14 protein-coding genes are annotated in these 17,346 nt (G+C 63.7%); 12 read left to right on the forward strand and 2 right to left on the reverse strand.

Translation table 11 applies throughout. The features are described 5' to 3' along the window. Window positions 1–73: 73 nt before the first annotated feature. Window positions 74–2,170, reverse strand: coding sequence for a 3-hydroxyacyl-CoA dehydrogenase NAD-binding domain-containing protein (locus K359_RS0102365; protein ID WP_029077894.1), 2,097 nt, complete (start codon window positions 2,168–2,170; stop codon window positions 74–76). 164 nt (window positions 2,171–2,334) lie between these two features. Between K359_RS0102365 and K359_RS0102370 the strand changes: the two genes are divergently transcribed. From K359_RS0102370 to K359_RS0102420, 11 genes are all read left to right on the forward strand, one after another. Continuing rightward, window positions 2,335–3,201, forward strand: a complete 867-nt coding sequence (locus K359_RS0102370) for an IclR family transcriptional regulator (RefSeq protein WP_029077895.1) — start codon at window positions 2,335–2,337, stop codon at window positions 3,199–3,201. Window positions 3,202–3,270: 69 nt separating this feature from the next. Beyond that, complete coding sequence (locus tag K359_RS0102375; RefSeq protein ID WP_029077896.1) at window positions 3,271–4,068, forward strand: ABC transporter ATP-binding protein; 798 nt, start codon at window positions 3,271–3,273, stop codon at window positions 4,066–4,068. Beyond that, window positions 4,065–4,778, forward strand: a complete 714-nt coding sequence (locus tag K359_RS0102380; RefSeq protein ID WP_029077897.1) for an ABC transporter ATP-binding protein — start codon at window positions 4,065–4,067, stop codon at window positions 4,776–4,778. The genes K359_RS0102375 and K359_RS0102380 overlap by 4 nt, the downstream gene beginning before the upstream one ends. A 12-nt stretch (window positions 4,779–4,790) precedes the next feature. Further along, a complete protein-coding gene (locus K359_RS0102385; RefSeq protein ID WP_029077898.1) occupies window positions 4,791–5,669 on the forward strand; it encodes a branched-chain amino acid ABC transporter permease in 879 nt (292 codons plus the stop codon). A gap of 2 nt (window positions 5,670–5,671) precedes the next feature. Beyond that, window positions 5,672–6,694: a branched-chain amino acid ABC transporter permease gene (locus K359_RS0102390; protein ID WP_029077899.1), complete on the forward strand. Its 1,023-nt coding sequence runs from the start codon at window positions 5,672–5,674 to the stop codon at window positions 6,692–6,694. A gap of 29 nt (window positions 6,695–6,723) precedes the next feature. Then, window positions 6,724–7,953 carry an ABC transporter substrate-binding protein gene (locus tag K359_RS0102395; protein ID WP_029077900.1) on the forward strand — a complete coding sequence of 410 codons (1,230 nt, stop codon included), beginning with the start codon at window positions 6,724–6,726 and terminating at the stop codon, window positions 7,951–7,953. A gap of 116 nt (window positions 7,954–8,069) precedes the next feature. Next, window positions 8,070–9,296 carry an ABC transporter substrate-binding protein gene (locus K359_RS0102400; RefSeq protein WP_029077901.1) on the forward strand — a complete coding sequence of 409 codons (1,227 nt, stop codon included), beginning with the start codon at window positions 8,070–8,072 and terminating at the stop codon, window positions 9,294–9,296. 226 nt (window positions 9,297–9,522) lie between these two features. Beyond that, entirely contained in the window at window positions 9,523–10,752 is a 1,230-nt protein-coding gene (locus K359_RS0102405; protein ID WP_029077902.1) for an ABC transporter substrate-binding protein, read from the forward strand. Window positions 10,753–10,913: 161 nt separating this feature from the next. After that, window positions 10,914–12,140: an ABC transporter substrate-binding protein gene (locus K359_RS0102410; protein ID WP_029077903.1), complete on the forward strand. Its 1,227-nt coding sequence runs from the start codon at window positions 10,914–10,916 to the stop codon at window positions 12,138–12,140. A 192-nt stretch (window positions 12,141–12,332) separates the two neighbouring features. Next, the gene (locus tag K359_RS0102415; protein ID WP_029077904.1) at window positions 12,333–13,559 is read left to right on the forward strand and encodes an ABC transporter substrate-binding protein; all 1,227 of its coding nucleotides are present in this window, start codon (window positions 12,333–12,335) and stop codon (window positions 13,557–13,559) included. 227 nt (window positions 13,560–13,786) lie between these two features. Next, on the forward strand, window positions 13,787–15,070 hold the full coding sequence (locus K359_RS0102420) for a glycerate kinase (RefSeq protein WP_029077905.1): 1,284 nt from the start codon (window positions 13,787–13,789) through the stop codon (window positions 15,068–15,070). 203 nt (window positions 15,071–15,273) lie between these two features. Here K359_RS0102420 and K359_RS0102425 read toward each other — a convergent pair whose 3' ends face one another. Next, entirely contained in the window at window positions 15,274–16,443 is a 1,170-nt protein-coding gene (locus tag K359_RS0102425) for a trans-acting enoyl reductase family protein (protein ID WP_029077906.1), read from the reverse strand. Window positions 16,444–16,777: 334 nt separating this feature from the next. Here K359_RS0102425 and K359_RS0102430 point away from each other — a divergent pair, with 334 nt between their 5' ends. Continuing rightward, window positions 16,778–17,263, forward strand: a complete 486-nt coding sequence (locus K359_RS0102430; RefSeq protein ID WP_029077907.1) for an adenosine-specific kinase — start codon at window positions 16,778–16,780, stop codon at window positions 17,261–17,263. The last annotated feature ends 83 nt before the right edge of the window (window positions 17,264–17,346 follow it).

The following is a 17,346-nucleotide window of genomic DNA, read 5'->3' on the forward strand; positions in this document are numbered from 1 at the left end:
CGCCACCCCTCTCCCTACCCTCCCCCGCAAGGGGGAGGGAACCCTGTCACCGCCTTCGCGTCGTCGAAGACGATCACGCCGCCTTCGATGCCGCGGCGAGCGAGGCGAAGGTCTTGCCCTCGTCGGCGAGCTTCTTGAGCAGCGGCGCCGGCTCGAGCGAGGGATCATTGGTCTCCTTGGCATAGAAGGCCAGACGATCGGCGATGTGCTTCAGGCCCACCGTGTCGGCCCAGAACATCGGGCCGCCGCGATAGATCGGCCAGCCATAGCCATAGAGCCAGACCACGTCGATGTCGGACGGCCGCGCCGCGATGCCCTCGGCGAGGATCTTCGCGCCTTCGTTGATCATCGGGTACATCATGCGCTCGAGGATCTCGTCGTCGCTGACGACGCGCTTCTTGCGGCCGAGGCGCAACAGCGTTTCGTCGATCAACTTCTCGACCTCCGGATCGGGCAGGGCCGCGCGCGAACCCTGCTCATACTTGTAGTAGCCCTTGCCGGTCTTCTGGCCGAAACGGCCGGCTTCGCACAGCGCGTCCGCGATCTCCGACTTGATGCCGCGGTCCTTGCGCGAACGCCAGCCGATATCGAGACCGGCGAGATCGCCCATCGCGAACGGGCCCATCGGCATGCCGAACTTCGTCACCACGGCGTCGACCTGCTGCGGCAGCGCGCCTTCGAACAGCAGCTTCTCGGACTGCTTGCCGCGCTGCGCCAGCATGCGGTTGCCGACGAAGCCGTCGCAGACGCCGACCACGGCCGGCACCTTGGCGATCTTGCGGGCGATCGAGACGGCGGTGACGAGCGCGTCCGGCGCGGTCTTGTCGGCGCGCACGATCTCGCACAGCTTCATGACGTTGGCCGGCGAGAAGAAGTGCATGCCGAGCACGTCCTGCGGACGCTTGGTCGATTGCGCGATCTCGTCGATGTTGAGGTAGGAGGTGTTGGAGGCCAGCACAGCGCCCGGCTTGGCGTACTGATCGAGCTTGCCGAACACTTCCTTCTTGACCGCCATGGTCTCGAACACCGCCTCGATAACCAGGTCAGCATCCCCGACGTTCTCGATACCGACGACGCCGCTGATCAAGGCCATGCGCTTGGCGGGCGCGTCCGCCGGGATGCCACCGCGCGCGGCGGTCGCCTCATAGTTCTTCTGCATGATGCCCAGGCCGCGCTTCAGCTGCTCCTCGCCGGTCTCGACCAGGGTGACCGGGATGCCGGCATTGGCGAACGACATCGCGATGCCGCCGCCCATGGTACCGGCGCCGAGGATGGCGACGCGCGCCACGTTGCGGCCCTTGGTGCCCTCGGGAACACCGGAGATTTTGGCGGCTTCACGCTCGGCGAAGAAGGCGTAACGCTGCGCCTTGGACTGGTCGCCGTTCATCAGCTTGAGGAAGCCCTCGCGCTCCTTCTTCAGGCCCTCGTCGAACGGCAGGTCGATTGCGGCACCGACGGCGTCGGCGGCAGCGAACGGCGCCTCGAGGCCACGCGCCTTCTTGGTCAGCGCGGCGACCGCATTGGTGAAGATCGAACGATCGGCCCTTGCCGCGGCGAGCTTGGAGTCGTCATCACGCAGCTTGCGCAGCGGACGCTTCTCGGCGACCAGCTTGCGCGCAAAGGCCTCGCCGCCCGACGCCGGACCTTCCACGATCTCCTCGATCAGGCCGTTCTTGAGCGCCACCTCGGCGCTGATCGGGTCGCCGCCGACGATCATCTTGACCGCGAGCTCGGGACCGACTGCGCGCGGCAGCCGCTGGGTGCCGCCGGCGCCCGGCAGCAGGCCGAGCTTCACCTCGGGCAGGCCGAGCTTGGCGTCCTTGGTGGCGACGCGATAGTGGCAGGCCAGTGCGACCTCGAGACCGCCGCCGAGCGCGGTGCCGTGGATCGCGGCAACGATCGGCTTCGGCGAGCTTTCCATCAGGCTCAGCACTTCGGCGAGCCCGGGCGGCTTCGGCGGCTTGCCGAATTCGGTGATGTCGGCGCCGGCGATGAAGGTGCGGCCGGCACAGGTCAGCACGATACCCTGAACCTGCGGATCGTCGATCGCGGCCTTGATGCCATCGAAGATACCGCCGCGCACGGCCGCGCTCAGCGCGTTCACAGGCGGACTGTTAACCGTGACGACTGCAATGTTGTCATGACGTTCGAGCTTGACGACTTCACTCACCGGGACTCTCCCTGGATGCTTGTTCTTGCGTTGAGTAGCTGCACGACTTGCGTTGAGCCGCTACGATTAGACCAATTTCGCACTGCGAAATTTAATTCCACATCTTGACACGGAGGGTTATTTTGAAGCACGAGCCTTGTCAACGAGCATGACAAGGTCAGGGAATGAAGCGCGCCGGAAAAAAAGCAGCGACCGATCGCAATTTCGTTGTCGCGCTTTCCCGCGGACTGGACGTCCTGCGTGCATTTCAACCCAATGACGGGCTGCTCGGCAATCAGGAGATTGCGGCCCGCACCAAATTACCGAAGCCGACCATTTCCCGCCTGACCTACACGCTGACCAAGCTGGGATACCTTACACCTGTACCGAAGTTCGAGAAGTACCAGCTCGCGCCGTCGGCGATGGCACTCGGCTACGCCGCGCTCGCCAATCTCGGCGTTCGGCATTTGTCCGAACCTTATCGGGAAGAAGTGATGCGCGCGACCGGCGGCGCAGTCGCCGTCGGCGGCCGCGACCGTCACAGCATGATCTATTTCGGCCAGAGCCGGAACGGCCTGGCGCTCGGCGTGCAACTCGACGTCGGCTCGCGGGTGCCGATCGCAACCACGGCGATGGGGCGTGCCTATATTTGGGCATTGCCACCCGAGGAGCGCGCGGCTTTATTACGCGAGCTGCGAGATCACTATGGCAGCCGCTGGGCCAAGATCCGCGACGGCATCGAGCGCTCCGGCGAGACGGTGGCGAAGCACGGATTCACCTTGTCCACCGGCGACTGGCAGGATGATGTCGCCGCGGCCGGCGTTGCATTGAAACTGAACGACGGAACCGGCCCCTATGCTTTCAATTGCGGCGCGCCGGCATTCCGCTTCACGGAAGATCGATTGCTCAACGACATTGGACCTCGCCTTGTCGCGATGGTAAGGAACATCGAGCAGGCGCTCGGTGGAATGGCGCCGCAATCCAAAAAAGAAACAAGCAAAAAGACCAGAGTAGGAGGGAAAGTTGCACGTTTGGCCGAGGGGATCAGATAGCCTCCATCACGTCCGGCGAAGCACATCGCAGGGCCGCTCGCACCGCTCGAAGACGGCGGGCGAGACGAGATGACGCAGGCACAGCTCGCGCAGGGGAATGATCCTCTGCTCGCGGTTCGCGACGTCAGCGTCGTGTTCGGCGGCATCATCGCGTTGAACGGCGTGTCGTTCGACATGCGTCATGGACAGATCCTCGGCCTGATCGGGCCGAACGGCGCCGGCAAGACGACGCTGTTCAACTGCCTGTCGCGGCTGTACCAGCCGTCATCCGGCGACATCCTGATGGAAGGCAAGAGCATCCTGTCGCGCCCGCCGCACCGGATCGCCGAGATCGGTATCGGCCGCACCTTCCAGAACGTCGCGCTGTTCCCCAACCTGTCCGTGATCGACAATGTGCGCGTCGGCGCGCATGCGCGCACCTCGAGCGACATCGTCAGCGACTCGCTGCGCCTCGCCTGGGTCCGCCGCGGCGAGCACGACATGAACAAGAAGGTGCACGACATCCTCGGCTATCTCGATCTCGAGGACGTCGCCCACACCGTGGTCTCGGGACTTCCGTTCGGCACCCAGAAGCGCGTCGAGCTGGCGCGCGCTTTGGCCGCGGATCCGAAGATCCTGCTGCTCGACGAGCCGGCCGGCGGCCTCAATCACGAGGAAGTCTACGTGCTCGGCGACCTCATCCGAAAAATCCGCGACGACCGTAAAATTACGGTGTTGCTGGTCGAGCATCACATGGGTCTCGTGATGTCGATCGCCGACCACGTCGTCGCGCTCAATTTCGGCCGCAAGCTTGCCGAAGGCACGCCGGCCCAGGTCCAGGCCGACCCTGATGTCATCAAGGCCTATCTGGGGAGCAAGGACCAATGACAGCGATGCTCAACGTCAAGGACCTGCGCGCCTATTACGGTCAGGTCCAGGCCTTGCACGGCCTCAGTTTCTCGCTCAACGAGGGTTCGTTGACCACGCTGCTCGGCGCCAACGGCGCCGGCAAGACCACCACGCTGCGGGCGATCTGCAACATGGTGCGCTCGACCGGCGCGATCGAGTTCGAGGGCAAGCCGATCGGCACCCGTTCGACCGAGAACGTGGTCCGCCTCGGGATTGCCCATGTGCCGCAGGGCCGCGGCACCTTCACCAACATGACGGTGGAGGAAAACCTGCAGCTCGGCGCCATCAGCCGCTCGGACAAGCAGGCCATCGGCTCCGACATCGAGCGAATGTACGAACATTTCCCGGTGCTGAAGCAACGCTACACCCAGCAGGCAGGCACGCTGTCGGGCGGCGAGCAGCAGATGCTCGCGGTGGCGCGCGCGCTGATGCTGCGGCCGCGGCTGATGCTGCTCGACGAGCCGTCATTCGGCCTCGCGCCGCTGATCGTGCGCGACCTGTTCCGCATCCTCGGCAAGATCAATCGCGAGGAAAAGGTGACCATCCTGGTGGTCGAGCAGAACGCGCAGCTCGCGCTCGAGCTCGCCGACCAGGCCTATGTGATCGAAACCGGACGGATCGTGATGTCGGGCAATGCCAAGGACATCGCGAACAACGAAGACGTCCGCAAATCCTATCTCGGCTACTGAGGAGCTGGCACAATGGAGCTTTTTGCCAACCAGGTCCTGGCCGGCATCGCCACCGGCGCGATCTATGCCTGCATGGCGCTCGCGGTGGTCATGATCTACCAGGCCATCGACCATCTGAATTTCGCCCAGGGCGAAATGGCGATGTTCTCGACTTTCGTCTCCTGGCAGCTGATGCAATGGGGCGTGCCATATTGGGGCGCTTTCGTGCTCACCGTCGCGTTTTCCTTCGCCGCCGGCATTGCGATCGAGCGGCTCTTGTTCAAGCCGCTGGCGAAGGCGCCGATCCTGACCAACGTCGCCGGTTTTATCGCGCTGTATGCGATCATCAACAGCGTCGCCGGCCTGATCTGGGACTTCACCATCAAGCAATATCCGACGCCGTTCGGCTCTTCCCCGTTCCTCGGCAGCCAGCTGATCTCGACCCACCAGGCCGGCATGATCGGCATTACGCTCTTGATGCTGCTCCTGCTGTTCTTCTTTTTCCGCTTCACCCGGGTGGGTCTTGCGATGCGTGCCGCCGCATCGGTGCCGGAATCGGCGCGGCTGGTCGGCATCAACACCTCGTGGATGATCGCGCTGGGCTGGGGCATGGCCGCGGCGATCGGCTCAATCGCCGGCATGATGATCGCGCCGGTGGTGTTCCTCGAGCCGAACATGATGCTGGGCGTGCTGATCTACGGGTTTGCTGCCGCCGTGCTCGGCGGCCTGACCAGTCCGTTCGGCGCGGTGATGGGCGGCTTCCTGGTCGGCATCTTCGAGAACCTCGTCGGCACCTACATCCCCGGGGTCGGCAATGAGCTGAAACTTCCGATCGCGCTTGCGCTGATCATTGTCGTCCTGGTCGTCAAACCGGCAGGCCTGTTCGGTCGCGCCATCGTGAAGCGAGTTTGATCATGAGCGCCGCTGAAGAAGTCGAAGTCGTCACCGAAGGCCAGGCCGTCGAGGCCGTTCCCAAGCGCGCCATGACGCTCGGCTATGGCACCTCGCTCGTGGTGCTCGCCGCGCTGATCCTGATCCCGCTGTTCGTGAAGAACTTCATCATCTTCCAGATGACGATGCTTCTGATCTACGGCCTCGCGGTGATGGCGCTCAACATCCTGACCGGCGGCTCCGGACAGTTCTCGCTCGGTCAGAGCGCGTTCTACGCCGTCGGCGCCTATACCTCGGCGATCCTGATGGAGCATGTGGGCATGAACTATGCCCTCACGCTGCCTATCGCCGGCATCGTCTGCTTCGGCTTCGGCTTCCTGTTCGGCCAGCCGGCGCTGCGGCTTTCCGGCGTCTATCTGGCGCTCGCCACCTTTGCGCTCGCAACCGCGATGCCGCAGCTCCTCAAGCTCGGCTATTTCGAGCACTGGACCGGCGGCGTGCAGGGGCTGGTCGTGACCAAGCCGGATGCGCCGTTCGGCCTGCCGATGGGGCAGGACATGTGGCTGTATTACTTCACGCTGGTGGTCACGATCGCGATCTATATCGCCTCGGTGAACCTGTTGCGCTCGCGCTCCGGCCGCGCCTTCATGGCGATCCGCGACAACGAGATCGCGGCCTCCGCGATGGGCGTCGACGTCGCGCTGTACAAGACGCTGGCGTTCGGCGTCTCGGCCGGCATTACCGGCGTCGCCGGCGGTCTCGGCGCCATCGCGGTGCAGTTCGTGGCGCCCGACGGCTACACCATCCAGCTCGCGATCTCGCTGTTCCTCGGCATGGTGGTCGGCGGCGTCGGCTGGCTGCCCGGCTCGATCGTAGGCTCCGCCTTCATCATCTTCGTGCCGAATATCGCGGAAGGCATCTCCAAGGGCCTTTCGGGTGCGGTGTTCGGCGTGCTGCTGTTCCTCGTCATCTTCCTCGTGCCGCACGGCGCCAGGCAGGTTGCGATCGTTGCCCAGCAACTGGCCGCAAAGCTCAAGAAAAACTAACAGCCTATCGAAGCAAACCAGGAGACATTATGCTTTCTACCGTTCGGATCGCCGCGATTTCCGCGGCGATCGTCGCTGTTGCTGCGACGTCCACTGCCGCATTCGCCCAAAAGAAATACGACACCGGCGCAAGCGATACCGAGATCAAGGTCGGCAACATCATGCCGTATTCGGGACCGGCCTCCGCCTATGGCGTGATCGGCAAGACCGAAGAAGCCTACTTCAAGATGATCAACGATCAGGGCGGCATCAACGGCCGCAAGGTCAGCTTCGTGAGCTATGACGACGCCTATTCGCCGCCGAAGGCGGTCGAACAGGTGCGCAAGCTGGTCGAGAGCGACGAGGTGCTCGTCGTGTTCAACCCGCTCGGCACGCCGTCGAACACCGCGATCCAGAAGTACCTCAACTCCAAGAAGATCCCGCAGCTGTTCGTCGCCACCGGCGCCACCAAGTGGAACGACCCGAAGAACTTCCCGTGGACCATCGGCTGGCAGCCCAGCTACCAGAGCGAAGCGCAGATCTATGCCAAATGGCTGTTGAGGGAGAAGCCCGACGCCAAGGTCGCGATCCTCTATCAGAACGACGATTTCGGCAAAGACTACCTCAAGGGCACCAAGGACGGTTTCGGCGCCAAGGCGGCCTCCAGCATCATCATGGAGGAGAGCTATGAGGTCTCCGAGCCGTCGATCGACGGCCATATCGTCAAGATCAAGGCCGCCAATCCCGACGTGCTGCTGATCTACACCACGCCGAAATTCGGCGCCCAGACCATCAAGAAGACCGCCGAGCTCGGCTGGAAGCCGCTGCAGATCATCACCAACGTGGCGATCTCGGTCGGCAGCGTGATGCAGCCCGCCGGCTTCGAGAACGCCCAGGGCGTGCTCTCGGCCGCCTATGCCAAGGACGGCTCCGACCCGCAATGGGGCAACGATCCCGGCATGAAGAAGTGGAACGCCTTCCTCGACAAGTACATGCCGGGCGTCGACAAGACCGACAACGGCGTCGTCTACGGCTATGGCGCCGCGCAGACGCTCGCCAAGGTGCTCGAAATGTGCGGCGACGATCTGAGCCGCGCCAACGTCATGAAGCAGGCCGCGAGCCCGAAGGACTTTACGCCGGACACCCTGTTGCCCGGCGTCAAGATCAACACCTCGGCCACCGATTTCGCCCCGATCGCCCAGCTGCAGATGCAGCGCTTCAAGGGCCAGAAATGGGAACTGTTCGGCGAGATCATCTCCGGCGACGTTCCCTCCGAGTAACGTTGCACTGCGGGAATAAAACAACGGCCTCCGCGATCCCGTCGCGGGGGCTTTTTGTTGACGCCCGGCGCCGATGGTATTGAATACACGGCACAAGAATACGAGGTGGGGAAACCATGATTGCCGTACGCCCGTCCCTGACGGCGCTATTGTCCGCATTCGCTCTGATCCTGACGAGCTGCAATGCCGTGCTGGCGCAGAAGGCCTACGACACCGGGGCCAGCGACACCGAGATCAGGATCGGCAACACCGTGCCCTACAGCGGTCCCGCCTCAGCCTATGGCGTGATCGGCAGGACCGAGGCGGCCTATTTCAAGATGATCAACGCGTCCGGCGGCATCCGCGGCCGCAAGATCACGTTCATCTCCTATGACGACGGCTACTCGCCGGCCAAGACCGTGGAGCAGACGCGCAAGCTGGTCGAGGACGACGAGGTGCTGCTGGTGTTCGGCTCGGTCGGCACCTCAAGCAACGCCGCGATCCGAAAGTACATGAACGAGAAGCAGGTGCCGCAGCTGTTCATCGCTTCCGGCGCCTCCAAGTGGAACGACCCCAAGGACTATCCATGGACCATGGGCTGGCAACCGTCCTACCAGGACGAGGCGCGGGTGTACGCAAAATACATCATGAAGCACAAGCCCGACGCCAAGGTCGGCGTGCTTTACCAGAATGACGATTTCGGCAAGGACTACCTCAAGGGACTGAAGGACGCTTTCGGCGACAAGGCCACGATGATCGTCGCCGAAGAGGCCTACGAGACGTCGGAGCCCACAATCGACAATCGCATCATCAAGCTGAAGGCCGCCGGCGCCGACACCTTCGTCAGCGTCACGACGCCAAAATTCGCGGCGCAGGCCATCAAGAAGGCGGCCGAGATCGCGTGGACGCCGCTGCAGTTCGTCGCCAACGTTTCGGCTTCGGTCGGCGGCGTGATGCAGCCGGCGGGCTTCGAGAATTCGCAGGGCATCCTGTCGGCGTCCTACCTCAAGGACGGCGCCGACCCACAATGGGACAAGGATCCCGGCATGGAGAAATTCCTTGCCTTCCTCAAGAAGGATTATCCCGACGCCAACAAGCTCGACGGCGCCACCTCCTTCGGTTACGCCGCCGCGCAGACCATGGCGAAGGTGCTGGAAATGTGCGGTGACGATCTGACCCGCGCCAATATCATGAAGCAGGCCGCGAGCCTGAAGGATTATGTCCCCGACACGCTGCTGCCGGGCATCAGCATCAACACCTCGGCCACCGACTTCGCGCCGATCAAGCAGCTGCGCCTGATGCGGTTCAAGGGCGAGAGGTGGGAGCTGTTCGGTGACATCATTTCGAGCAATCTGAGCAACTAGGACGACGCACGGCCTCAACGCAAACGTTTCGCGTGTATCGCGAGGCGCTTCCGCAACGCAGGTTTTCCTCGCATCGCGTTCGACTAAATGACGCCCTCCGCGGCACCACCGCGGGGGGCTTCCTGTTGCTGGCACCAGGCGAAAGGTATTCAATGCCGCGAGGGGCCGCGAAGTGCTCCCATTCCAAAAATCGTGACACATTCATGGTGATCCAAGGGAGATCAAAATGCCTGCTATCCACTTGCGATTGGGGGCCATTTCGGCTGCCCTCGCACTGCTCGCGGCGGCCACGAGCCCCGCCGTCGCGCAGAAGAAATACGACACCGGCGCCAGCGACACCGAGATCAAGATCGGCAACATCATGCCCTACAGCGGAGCAGCCTCCGCCTATGGCGTGATCGGCAAGACCGAGGAAGCCTATTTCCGCAAGGTTAACGCCGAGGGCGGCATCAACGGCCGCAAGATCACCTTCATCAGCTACGACGACGCCTACACGCCGCCGAAGACCGTCGAGCAGGCGCGCAAGCTCGTCGAGAGCGATGAGGTGCTGATCATCTTCAATTCGCTCGGCACGCCGCCGAACTCGGCGATCCAGAAATACATGAACCAGAAGAAGGTGCCGCAACTGTTCGTCGCCACCGGGGCCACCAAGTGGAACGACCCGAAGGAATTCCCCTGGACCATGGGCTGGCAGCCCAACTACCAGAGCGAGTCCATCATCTATGCGAAGTACATCCTGAAGAACAAGCCGGACGCCAGGATCGCGGTGCTCTACCAGAACGACGATTACGGCAAGGACTATCTGAAGGGATTCAAGGACGGGCTCGGCGCCAAGGCCGCCTCAATGATCGTCGCCGAGGACAGCTACGAGGTGACCGAGCCGACCATCGATTCCCACATCGTCAAGCTCAAGGCCACCGGCGCCGACGTATTCTTCAACATCACGACGCCGAAATTCGCGGCACAGGCCATCAAGAAGAACAACGAGCTCGGCTGGAAGCCGCTGCATTTCCTCAACAACGTCTCCTCGTCGATCGGCAGCGTGATCAAGCCGGCGGGCTTCGAGAACGCCCAGGACATCGTCTCGTCGCAATATCTGAAGGATCCGACCGATCCGCAGTGGAAGACCGACAAGGGCATGATCGCCTGGAACCAATTCCTGGATAAGTACTACCCTGAAGCAAACCGCGCCGACGCGTCCGTGATGTACGCCTACACCGTCGCGCAGGGTCTCGAGCACGTGCTGCGGGCGTGCGGCGACAATCTGACGCGCGAGAACATCATGAAGCAAGCCGCCAGCATCCGCGACCTCGAGCTCGGCGGCCTGTTGCCGGGCGTCAAGGTCAACACCTCGGCGACCGACTTCGCGCCGCTTTCGCAACTGCAACTGATGCGGTTCAAGGGCGAGACCTGGGAGCGCTTTGGTGAAATTTTGAGCGGCGACGTCGGCGGCTAACCCGAAATTGTCGACTAAAGACGAGAGCCCCTGCGGCGTTGTCGCAGGGGCTTTTCATTGAGACCGACCGCCTAAAATGCTAATCACTACAGCCAAATAAGAGAGCCCTCGAAACAAGGGGGCCGCGACACATCCGTCTGACAACAGGGAGAGAGACATCAATGTCCGCTACCACTAGACTTGCGGTCCTCGGGGCCGCGCTCGCGCTCGTCGCCACGTCCGGCAGCGCCGCGTTTGCCCAGAAGAAATACGACACCGGCGCCAGCGACACCGAAATCAAGATCGGCAACATCATGCCCTACAGCGGACCCGCATCCGCCTACGGCATCATCGGCCGCACCGAGGCCGCCTATTTCAAGAAGATCAACGACGCCGGCGGCATCAACGGCCGCAAGATCAACTTCATCTCCTACGATGACGCCTATTCGCCGCCGAAAGCCGTGGAGCAGGCCCGCAAGCTGGTCGAGAGCGACGAGGTGCTGCTGATCTTCAACTCGCTCGGCACGCCGTCCAACTCGGCGATCCAGAAGTACATGAATTCCAAGAAGGTGCCGCAGCTGTTCGTCGCCACCGGCGCCACCAAGTGGAATGACCCGAAGGACTTTCCCTGGACCATGGGCTGGCAGCCCAACTACCAGAGCGAGACCCAGATCTACGCAAAATACATTCTGAAGAACATGCCGAACGCCAAGATCGCGGTGCTGTTCCAGAATGACGATTACGGCAAGGACTATCTGAAGGGTCTCAAAGACGGCCTTGGCCAGAAGGCCGCCAGCATGATCGTCGCCGAAGAGAGCTTCGAGACTTCCCAGCCCACGATCGACAGCAACATCGTCAAGCTGAAGTCCAGCAACGCCGACGTCTTCATCGACATCGCGACGCCGAAATTCGCGGCGCAGGCGATCAAGAAGATTGCCGAGATCGGCTGGAAGCCGACCCACTTCCTCAACAACGTGTCGGCCTCGGTCGGCAGCGTGATCAAGCCGGCCGGCTTCGAGAACGCGCAAGACATCATCTCGGCCGCCTACCTGAAGGACGCCTCCGACAAGCAGTGGGACAATGATCCCGGCATGAAGGAATTCTACGCCTTCATGGCCAAGGACTTCCCCGAGGGCGACAAGCTCGACGGCGGCACCGTGGTCGGCTTCGGCGTGGCCCAGACCCTGGTCCAGGTGCTCAAGCAGTGCGGCGACAACCTCACCCGCGAGAACATCATGAAGCAGGCGGCGAACCTGCAGGACTTCCGCACCGAGGTGCTGCTGCCCGGCATCAAGATCAACACCGCCGCGAATGATTTCGCCCCGATCAGCCAGTTGCAGCTGATGAAGTTCAAGGGCGAGAAATGGGAACTGTTCGGTGACGTCATCAGCGCCGACGTCGGCGGCTGATTTCCCGCAAATTACCGGCTGAGAATGGCCCCCTGCGATACCGTCGCAGGGGGCTTTTCATGAGCTAGAGCACCCGCCCGCCGCCCGGCCCGGGCGATGCCGCTTACACTTTGCCCGGCAATGCGCTAGGAAATCCCGCAAGAAACCGCCCCTCGCGCGGCGGCAACAACAAGGAGATTTCGGGAAATGCCGATGCCGATCCGACACCGTATCGCAACCGCCCTGCTCGGCCTCGCTGTCGCCACCGCGGCCGGCAATGCCGCATGGGCGCAGAAGAAATACGACACCGGTGCGAGCGATACCGAGATCAAGATCGGCAACATCGTGCCCTATAGCGGCCCGGCGTCGGCCTATGGCGTGGTCGGCAAGGCGATGGCCGCCGTGTTCAAGAAGGTCAACGACGACGGCGGCGTCAACGGGCGCAAGATCAACTTCGTGTCCTATGACGACGCCTATTCGCCACCGAAGGCCGTGGAGCAGGCGCGCAAGCTGGTCGAAAGCGACGAGGTGCTGTTCCTGTTCGGCACGCTCGGCACCGCCTCCAACACCGCGATCCAGAAGTATCTCAACGCCAAGAAGGTGCCGCAGCTGTTCGTCGCCACCGGCGCCACCAAGTGGAACGACCCGAAGAGCTTCCCCTGGACCATGGGCTGGCTGCCCAGCTACCAGAGCGAGTCGCGGATCTACGCGAAATATCTGCTCAAGGAGAAGCCGGCCGCCAAGGTCGCGGTGCTCTACCAGAACGACGACATGGGCAAGGACTACCTCAAGGGCCTGGAGGACGGCTTCGCCAGCGATCCCGCGCGGATCGCCGCCAAGGAGAGCTATGAAGTCGCCGAACCGACCATCGATTCCCATGTGGTGCGACTGAAATCCTCCAACCCCGACGTCATCATCTTCTTCACCACGCCGAAATTCGGCGCCCAAGCGATCAAGAAGCTCGGCGAGATGAACTGGAAGCCGGTGACGTTCGTTTCCAACGTATCGGCCTCCACCGCGACGGTGATGCGTCCGGCCGGGCTCGACAATGCGCAGGGCGTGATCTCGGCGGCCTACGCCAAGGACGCCAGCGATCCGCAGTGGAAGGACGACGCAGGCATGAAGGCGTTCGACGATTTGCTCGCCAAATACATGCCCGACACCAACCGTGTCGATGCCTCGGCGATGACCGGCTACAACATGGCAACCACCATGGTCGAGGTGCTGCGCCGCTGCGGCGACGACCTCACCCGCGCCAATGTGATGAAGCAGGCGGCAAGCCTGAAGCAGTTTGCGCAGGGCGGCCTGCTGCCCGGCGTCACGCTGAGTACAAGTCCCGACGACTTCCAGCCGATCGAGCAACTGCAACTGATGCAGTTCAAGGGCGAGCGCTGGCAATTGTTCGGCGACGTCATCAGCGGCGAAGTCGTCGGAAACTAGAGACGGAACGGAGCTTGTTTCGATTGGAGGCAACGCACCTTCCTTCACCTCTCCCGCTTGCGGGGGAGGTCGGATCGCATCAAAGATGCGATCCGGGTGGGGGCTTTCCCCCGCAGTGCGACTCGTGGCAGCACCCCCACCCTAGCCCTCCCCCGCGAGCGGGAGAGGGAACACAGCGTTAATGCGGCCCAATCTACCCACGTCCCGGCTCTCGCGAAGGTATACCCATGCCCGACCGTCGTCCGTTCCTGCGTTCGATCTTTGATGCCGCGGTGGCGGCTGCGCATCCCGATGTCGTGCTGGCATCGCGGTTGCGGCCGGCGCCGAAGGGACGCGTGATCTGCCTTGCCGCCGGCAAGGGCGCCGGCGCCATGGCCGCGGCGGCGGAACGGCACTATCTCGACACGCTCGGCCTTGCACCGACGCGGCTGGTCGGCATCGCCACCACGCGCCATGGCCATGGTGTGCCGACCCGCCGGATCAAGGTGGTCGAGGCCGGCCACCCGGTGCCGGATGAGGCCGGCCTGCGGGCGGCCGACGATACGCTGCGGCTCGCCGCCGAGGCGACGGCAGACGATCTCCTGCTGGTGCTGCTGACCGGCGGCGGTTCGGCGAACTGGATCGCGCCGGTCGAAGGCGTGAGCTTCGCCCAGAAGCAGCAGGTCAACCGCGCGCTGCTGCGCTCCGGCGCGCCGATCGGCGAGATGAACATCGTCCGCAAACACCTGTCGCGGATCAAGGGCGGACGGCTGGCGCGCGCCGGCCAGCACGCCGCCGAGATCGTCACGCTGGCGATCTCAGACGTGCCGCATGACGATCCCTCCGCGATCGCCTCGGGACCCACGGTACCGGATCCAACCACGCTCGCGGATGCCCGCGCGCTGGTCGCCAGATACGATCTCTCCGTCGATGACGCGGTCCGCCGCGCGCTTGACGATCCCAGGAACGAGAGCTGCAAGCCCGGCGATCCCGCCTTTGCGCGGGCGACGTTCGAACTGCTGGCGAAGCCGAATGCCTCGATCGATGCCGCCGTGAAGGTCGCGCAGGACGCCGGCTATGAGACCATCGCGCTTGGCGCCGATCTCGAAGGCGAGGCCCGCGACGTCGCGGCCGGGCACGCGCGGCTCGCGCTGAAAGCGCGCAGCGAAGGCAAGCGGATCGCAATCATCTCCGGAGGCGAGCTCACGGTGACCGTGCGCGGCAATGGCCGCGGCGGGCCCAACCAGGAATACGCGCTGGCGCTGGCCGATCTGCTCAAGGATGTGCCCGACATCTCCGCGCTCGCCGCCGACACCGACGGCGCCGATGGCGGTGCCGGCAACGCCACCGACCCCGCCGGGGCCGTGATCGATCAGGCGACGTTCGCGAAGATGAAATCGATCGGCCTCGATCCGAGGGCCTATCTCGAGAACAATGACGCCACGGGCTTCTTCGCGCAGACCGGGGACCTGTTGCTGACCGGGCCGACGCTGACCAACGTCAACGATGTCAGGGTGATCCTGGTGGATTGATCCATCGTCATTCCGGGGGCGATGCGTAGCATCGACCCCGGAATCTCACTCGACCACCTCTGGATTCCGGGTTTGCGCTGACGCGCGCCCCGGAATGGCGCGTAACCATCCAGTCATTGCATGACAGGCTCCGCGACTTGTCCGCCGAAACCTTGGCGATGGCGCAAGCAATCCAGCACGCCGCCCCAATCCTGCGCGCGACCTCAACGCGCGCTGAAGGTGAGGCCGGCACGGGCCTTCAGACGGTCGCGCAAGGCCGGCCCCATCAGTGCGCCTGGCGTCCAGATGCCGCCCTCGCCCTGCACGTCGCGCACGAGGCAGAGTGCGCTCTCGGCGATCATCTTGCTGGTCGAGCCATAGCCCGGATCGCGGTCGCCGGTGACGACGGCCTCGACCGGTCCGCCATCCGGCACCTCGCCCAGAAAGAAGATGTCGTAGAAGCCCCTCTCGCGCGCTTCCCGGGTCGGGCCTGCGCCGCGTTTGAGACCGCCGGTCCCGAACAAGGACACCACCGTGGCGAGCGCCTCCGTCGTCACGCTCGCGATGTCCCCAAGTCCCGGCGCCACCATCATCTCGTCATAAACGAAGTCCCTGCCGTAGGGATGTCCCAACAGGAAGTTCGTGCGGTGCACGTTCTTGGTGTTGATCGGCGCCATTGGGAACGGCACGAGCCACGCGTGCATGCTCGTGTCATATTCGGGGACGAGGCCCGATGGCTGAGACGGCCCGGTGAAGCCCGGCGTCAACGCGAACGGATCGGTCAGCAGCCGGATCAGGGCCGGGTCGCGCGCCGCGGTGGCCAGCGTCGCCTGAGCGCTCGCCGCGGTCCCACCGGACATGCCGCCCTTCACCTTGCGCAGACGAGCCTTGACCCGCCGCGCCGGGCGTCCGAATTTCTCGCGCGCTTTCTCCTGCAACGTGAGCACACCGAGGTCGAACGGGATGGAATCGAAGCCACAGGAGAAGACGATGCGCGCGCCGGTCCGTTTCGCCTCTTCGTGATGGACGTCGATCATGCGCCGCATCCAGCCCGGTTCACCGCAAAGATCAACATAGGCCGTGCCGGTGGCCGCGCAGGCCGCCACTAGCTCGGGACCGTGAAGCTGATAGGGCCCGACCGTGGTGACGATCACGGCCGCGCGCTCGCACATCGAACGCAGGCTGGCCGGCTCGGCGGCATCCGCCTTCACCAACGGCAAATCGTCCGGTGCGCCGATGTCGGCACGGACCTTCTGGAGTTTGTCGGTCGAACGTCCCGCAATTGCCCAGGACGGAGCATCGTCGCCGCGATAAGATGTCGCCAGATATTCGGCGATGAGACGGCCAGTGTAACCCGTCGCGCCATAGACGATGAGGTCGAAGTCCCGCTTCACGGCGTTGATCCTCCTCGGGCCCCCCGGAAGCGATCCCTTCAGATCCGTTAGCAACGCTCGGTACGCTTCGCGGCCACTTTGGCGAGGGGCCATGCAACATTCGGGCGCACCCTGTCGCGCTCGACGGAGGATACCACAGTTCCCGTCCTTGGGCGCGTAACCCTCCCCGGCGATTTCCGGCCTTCCCTCGAGAGCCGTCGTGAGTACGGATGCTGGGTCTGGTCGGCGTGAGCTCGAAGCAGACAGCCGACACATTTGGCCGCCTGTGGCCGCTTGCAAACGCCCTCCGACGGCCTACCATGGATTGGGGAGCTCACCGTGCAGGAGCGAAGCCATGGAACTCACCGTGGTGCCCATCGTCAAGCCGGATGAGACCAACTTCATCTTCGGCCAGTCGCACTTCATCAAGACCGTGGAAGACCTTCACGAAGCGCTGGTGGGCGCGGTGCCGCGCATCCGCTTCGGGTTGGCTTTCTGCGAGGCCTCCGGCAAGCGGTTGGTGCGCTGCTCCGGTAACGACGACGCCTCGTTCGCCTTGGCACGCGACAACGCATTGGCGATCGGCGCCGGTCACACCTTCCTGATTTTCCTCGGCGACGGGTTCTTTCCCGTCAACGTGCTGGCGGCGGTGCGCGCGGTGCCAGAGGTCTGCCGCATCTATTGCGCGACGGCCAATCCCACACAGGTGATCGTCGCGCAGACGGAGCTCGGGCGCGGCGTGCTCGGCGTGGTGGATGGCGCCTCGCCGCTTGGCGTCGAAACCGACGCCGACATAGCGTGGCGGAAGGATCTGCTGCGAAACATCGGCTACAAGCTTTAGACCGCGATGGGTTCGTCGCCTGGCGGCGCCCGCATGCCGGATATGTATCAACCCAGCGCGTCATTGCGAGCGGATGGGCCGTC

The organism is Bradyrhizobium sp. th-b2, from assembly GCF_000426785.1.
Lineage (GTDB): Bacteria > Pseudomonadota > Alphaproteobacteria > Rhizobiales > Xanthobacteraceae > Bradyrhizobium > Bradyrhizobium septentrionale.

Coding starts and splice junctions, on each gene's coding strand:
- K359_RS0102370 (WP_029077895.1), top strand. CDS start 2,335: ATGAAGCGCGCCGGAAAAAAAGCAGCGACCGATCGCAATTTCGTTGTC.
- K359_RS0102375 (WP_029077896.1), top strand. CDS start 3,271: ATGACGCAGGCACAGCTCGCGCAGGGGAATGATCCTCTGCTCGCGGTT.
- K359_RS0102380 (WP_029077897.1), top strand. CDS start 4,065: ATGACAGCGATGCTCAACGTCAAGGACCTGCGCGCCTATTACGGTCAG.
- K359_RS0102385 (WP_029077898.1), top strand. CDS start 4,791: ATGGAGCTTTTTGCCAACCAGGTCCTGGCCGGCATCGCCACCGGCGCG.
- K359_RS0102390 (WP_029077899.1), top strand. CDS start 5,672: ATGAGCGCCGCTGAAGAAGTCGAAGTCGTCACCGAAGGCCAGGCCGTC.
- K359_RS0102395 (WP_029077900.1), top strand. CDS start 6,724: ATGCTTTCTACCGTTCGGATCGCCGCGATTTCCGCGGCGATCGTCGCT.
- K359_RS0102400 (WP_029077901.1), top strand. CDS start 8,070: ATGATTGCCGTACGCCCGTCCCTGACGGCGCTATTGTCCGCATTCGCT.
- K359_RS0102405 (WP_029077902.1), top strand. CDS start 9,523: ATGCCTGCTATCCACTTGCGATTGGGGGCCATTTCGGCTGCCCTCGCA.
- K359_RS0102410 (WP_029077903.1), top strand. CDS start 10,914: ATGTCCGCTACCACTAGACTTGCGGTCCTCGGGGCCGCGCTCGCGCTC.
- K359_RS0102415 (WP_029077904.1), top strand. CDS start 12,333: ATGCCGATCCGACACCGTATCGCAACCGCCCTGCTCGGCCTCGCTGTC.
- K359_RS0102420 (WP_029077905.1), top strand. CDS start 13,787: ATGCCCGACCGTCGTCCGTTCCTGCGTTCGATCTTTGATGCCGCGGTG.
- K359_RS0102430 (WP_029077907.1), top strand. CDS start 16,778: ATGGAACTCACCGTGGTGCCCATCGTCAAGCCGGATGAGACCAACTTC.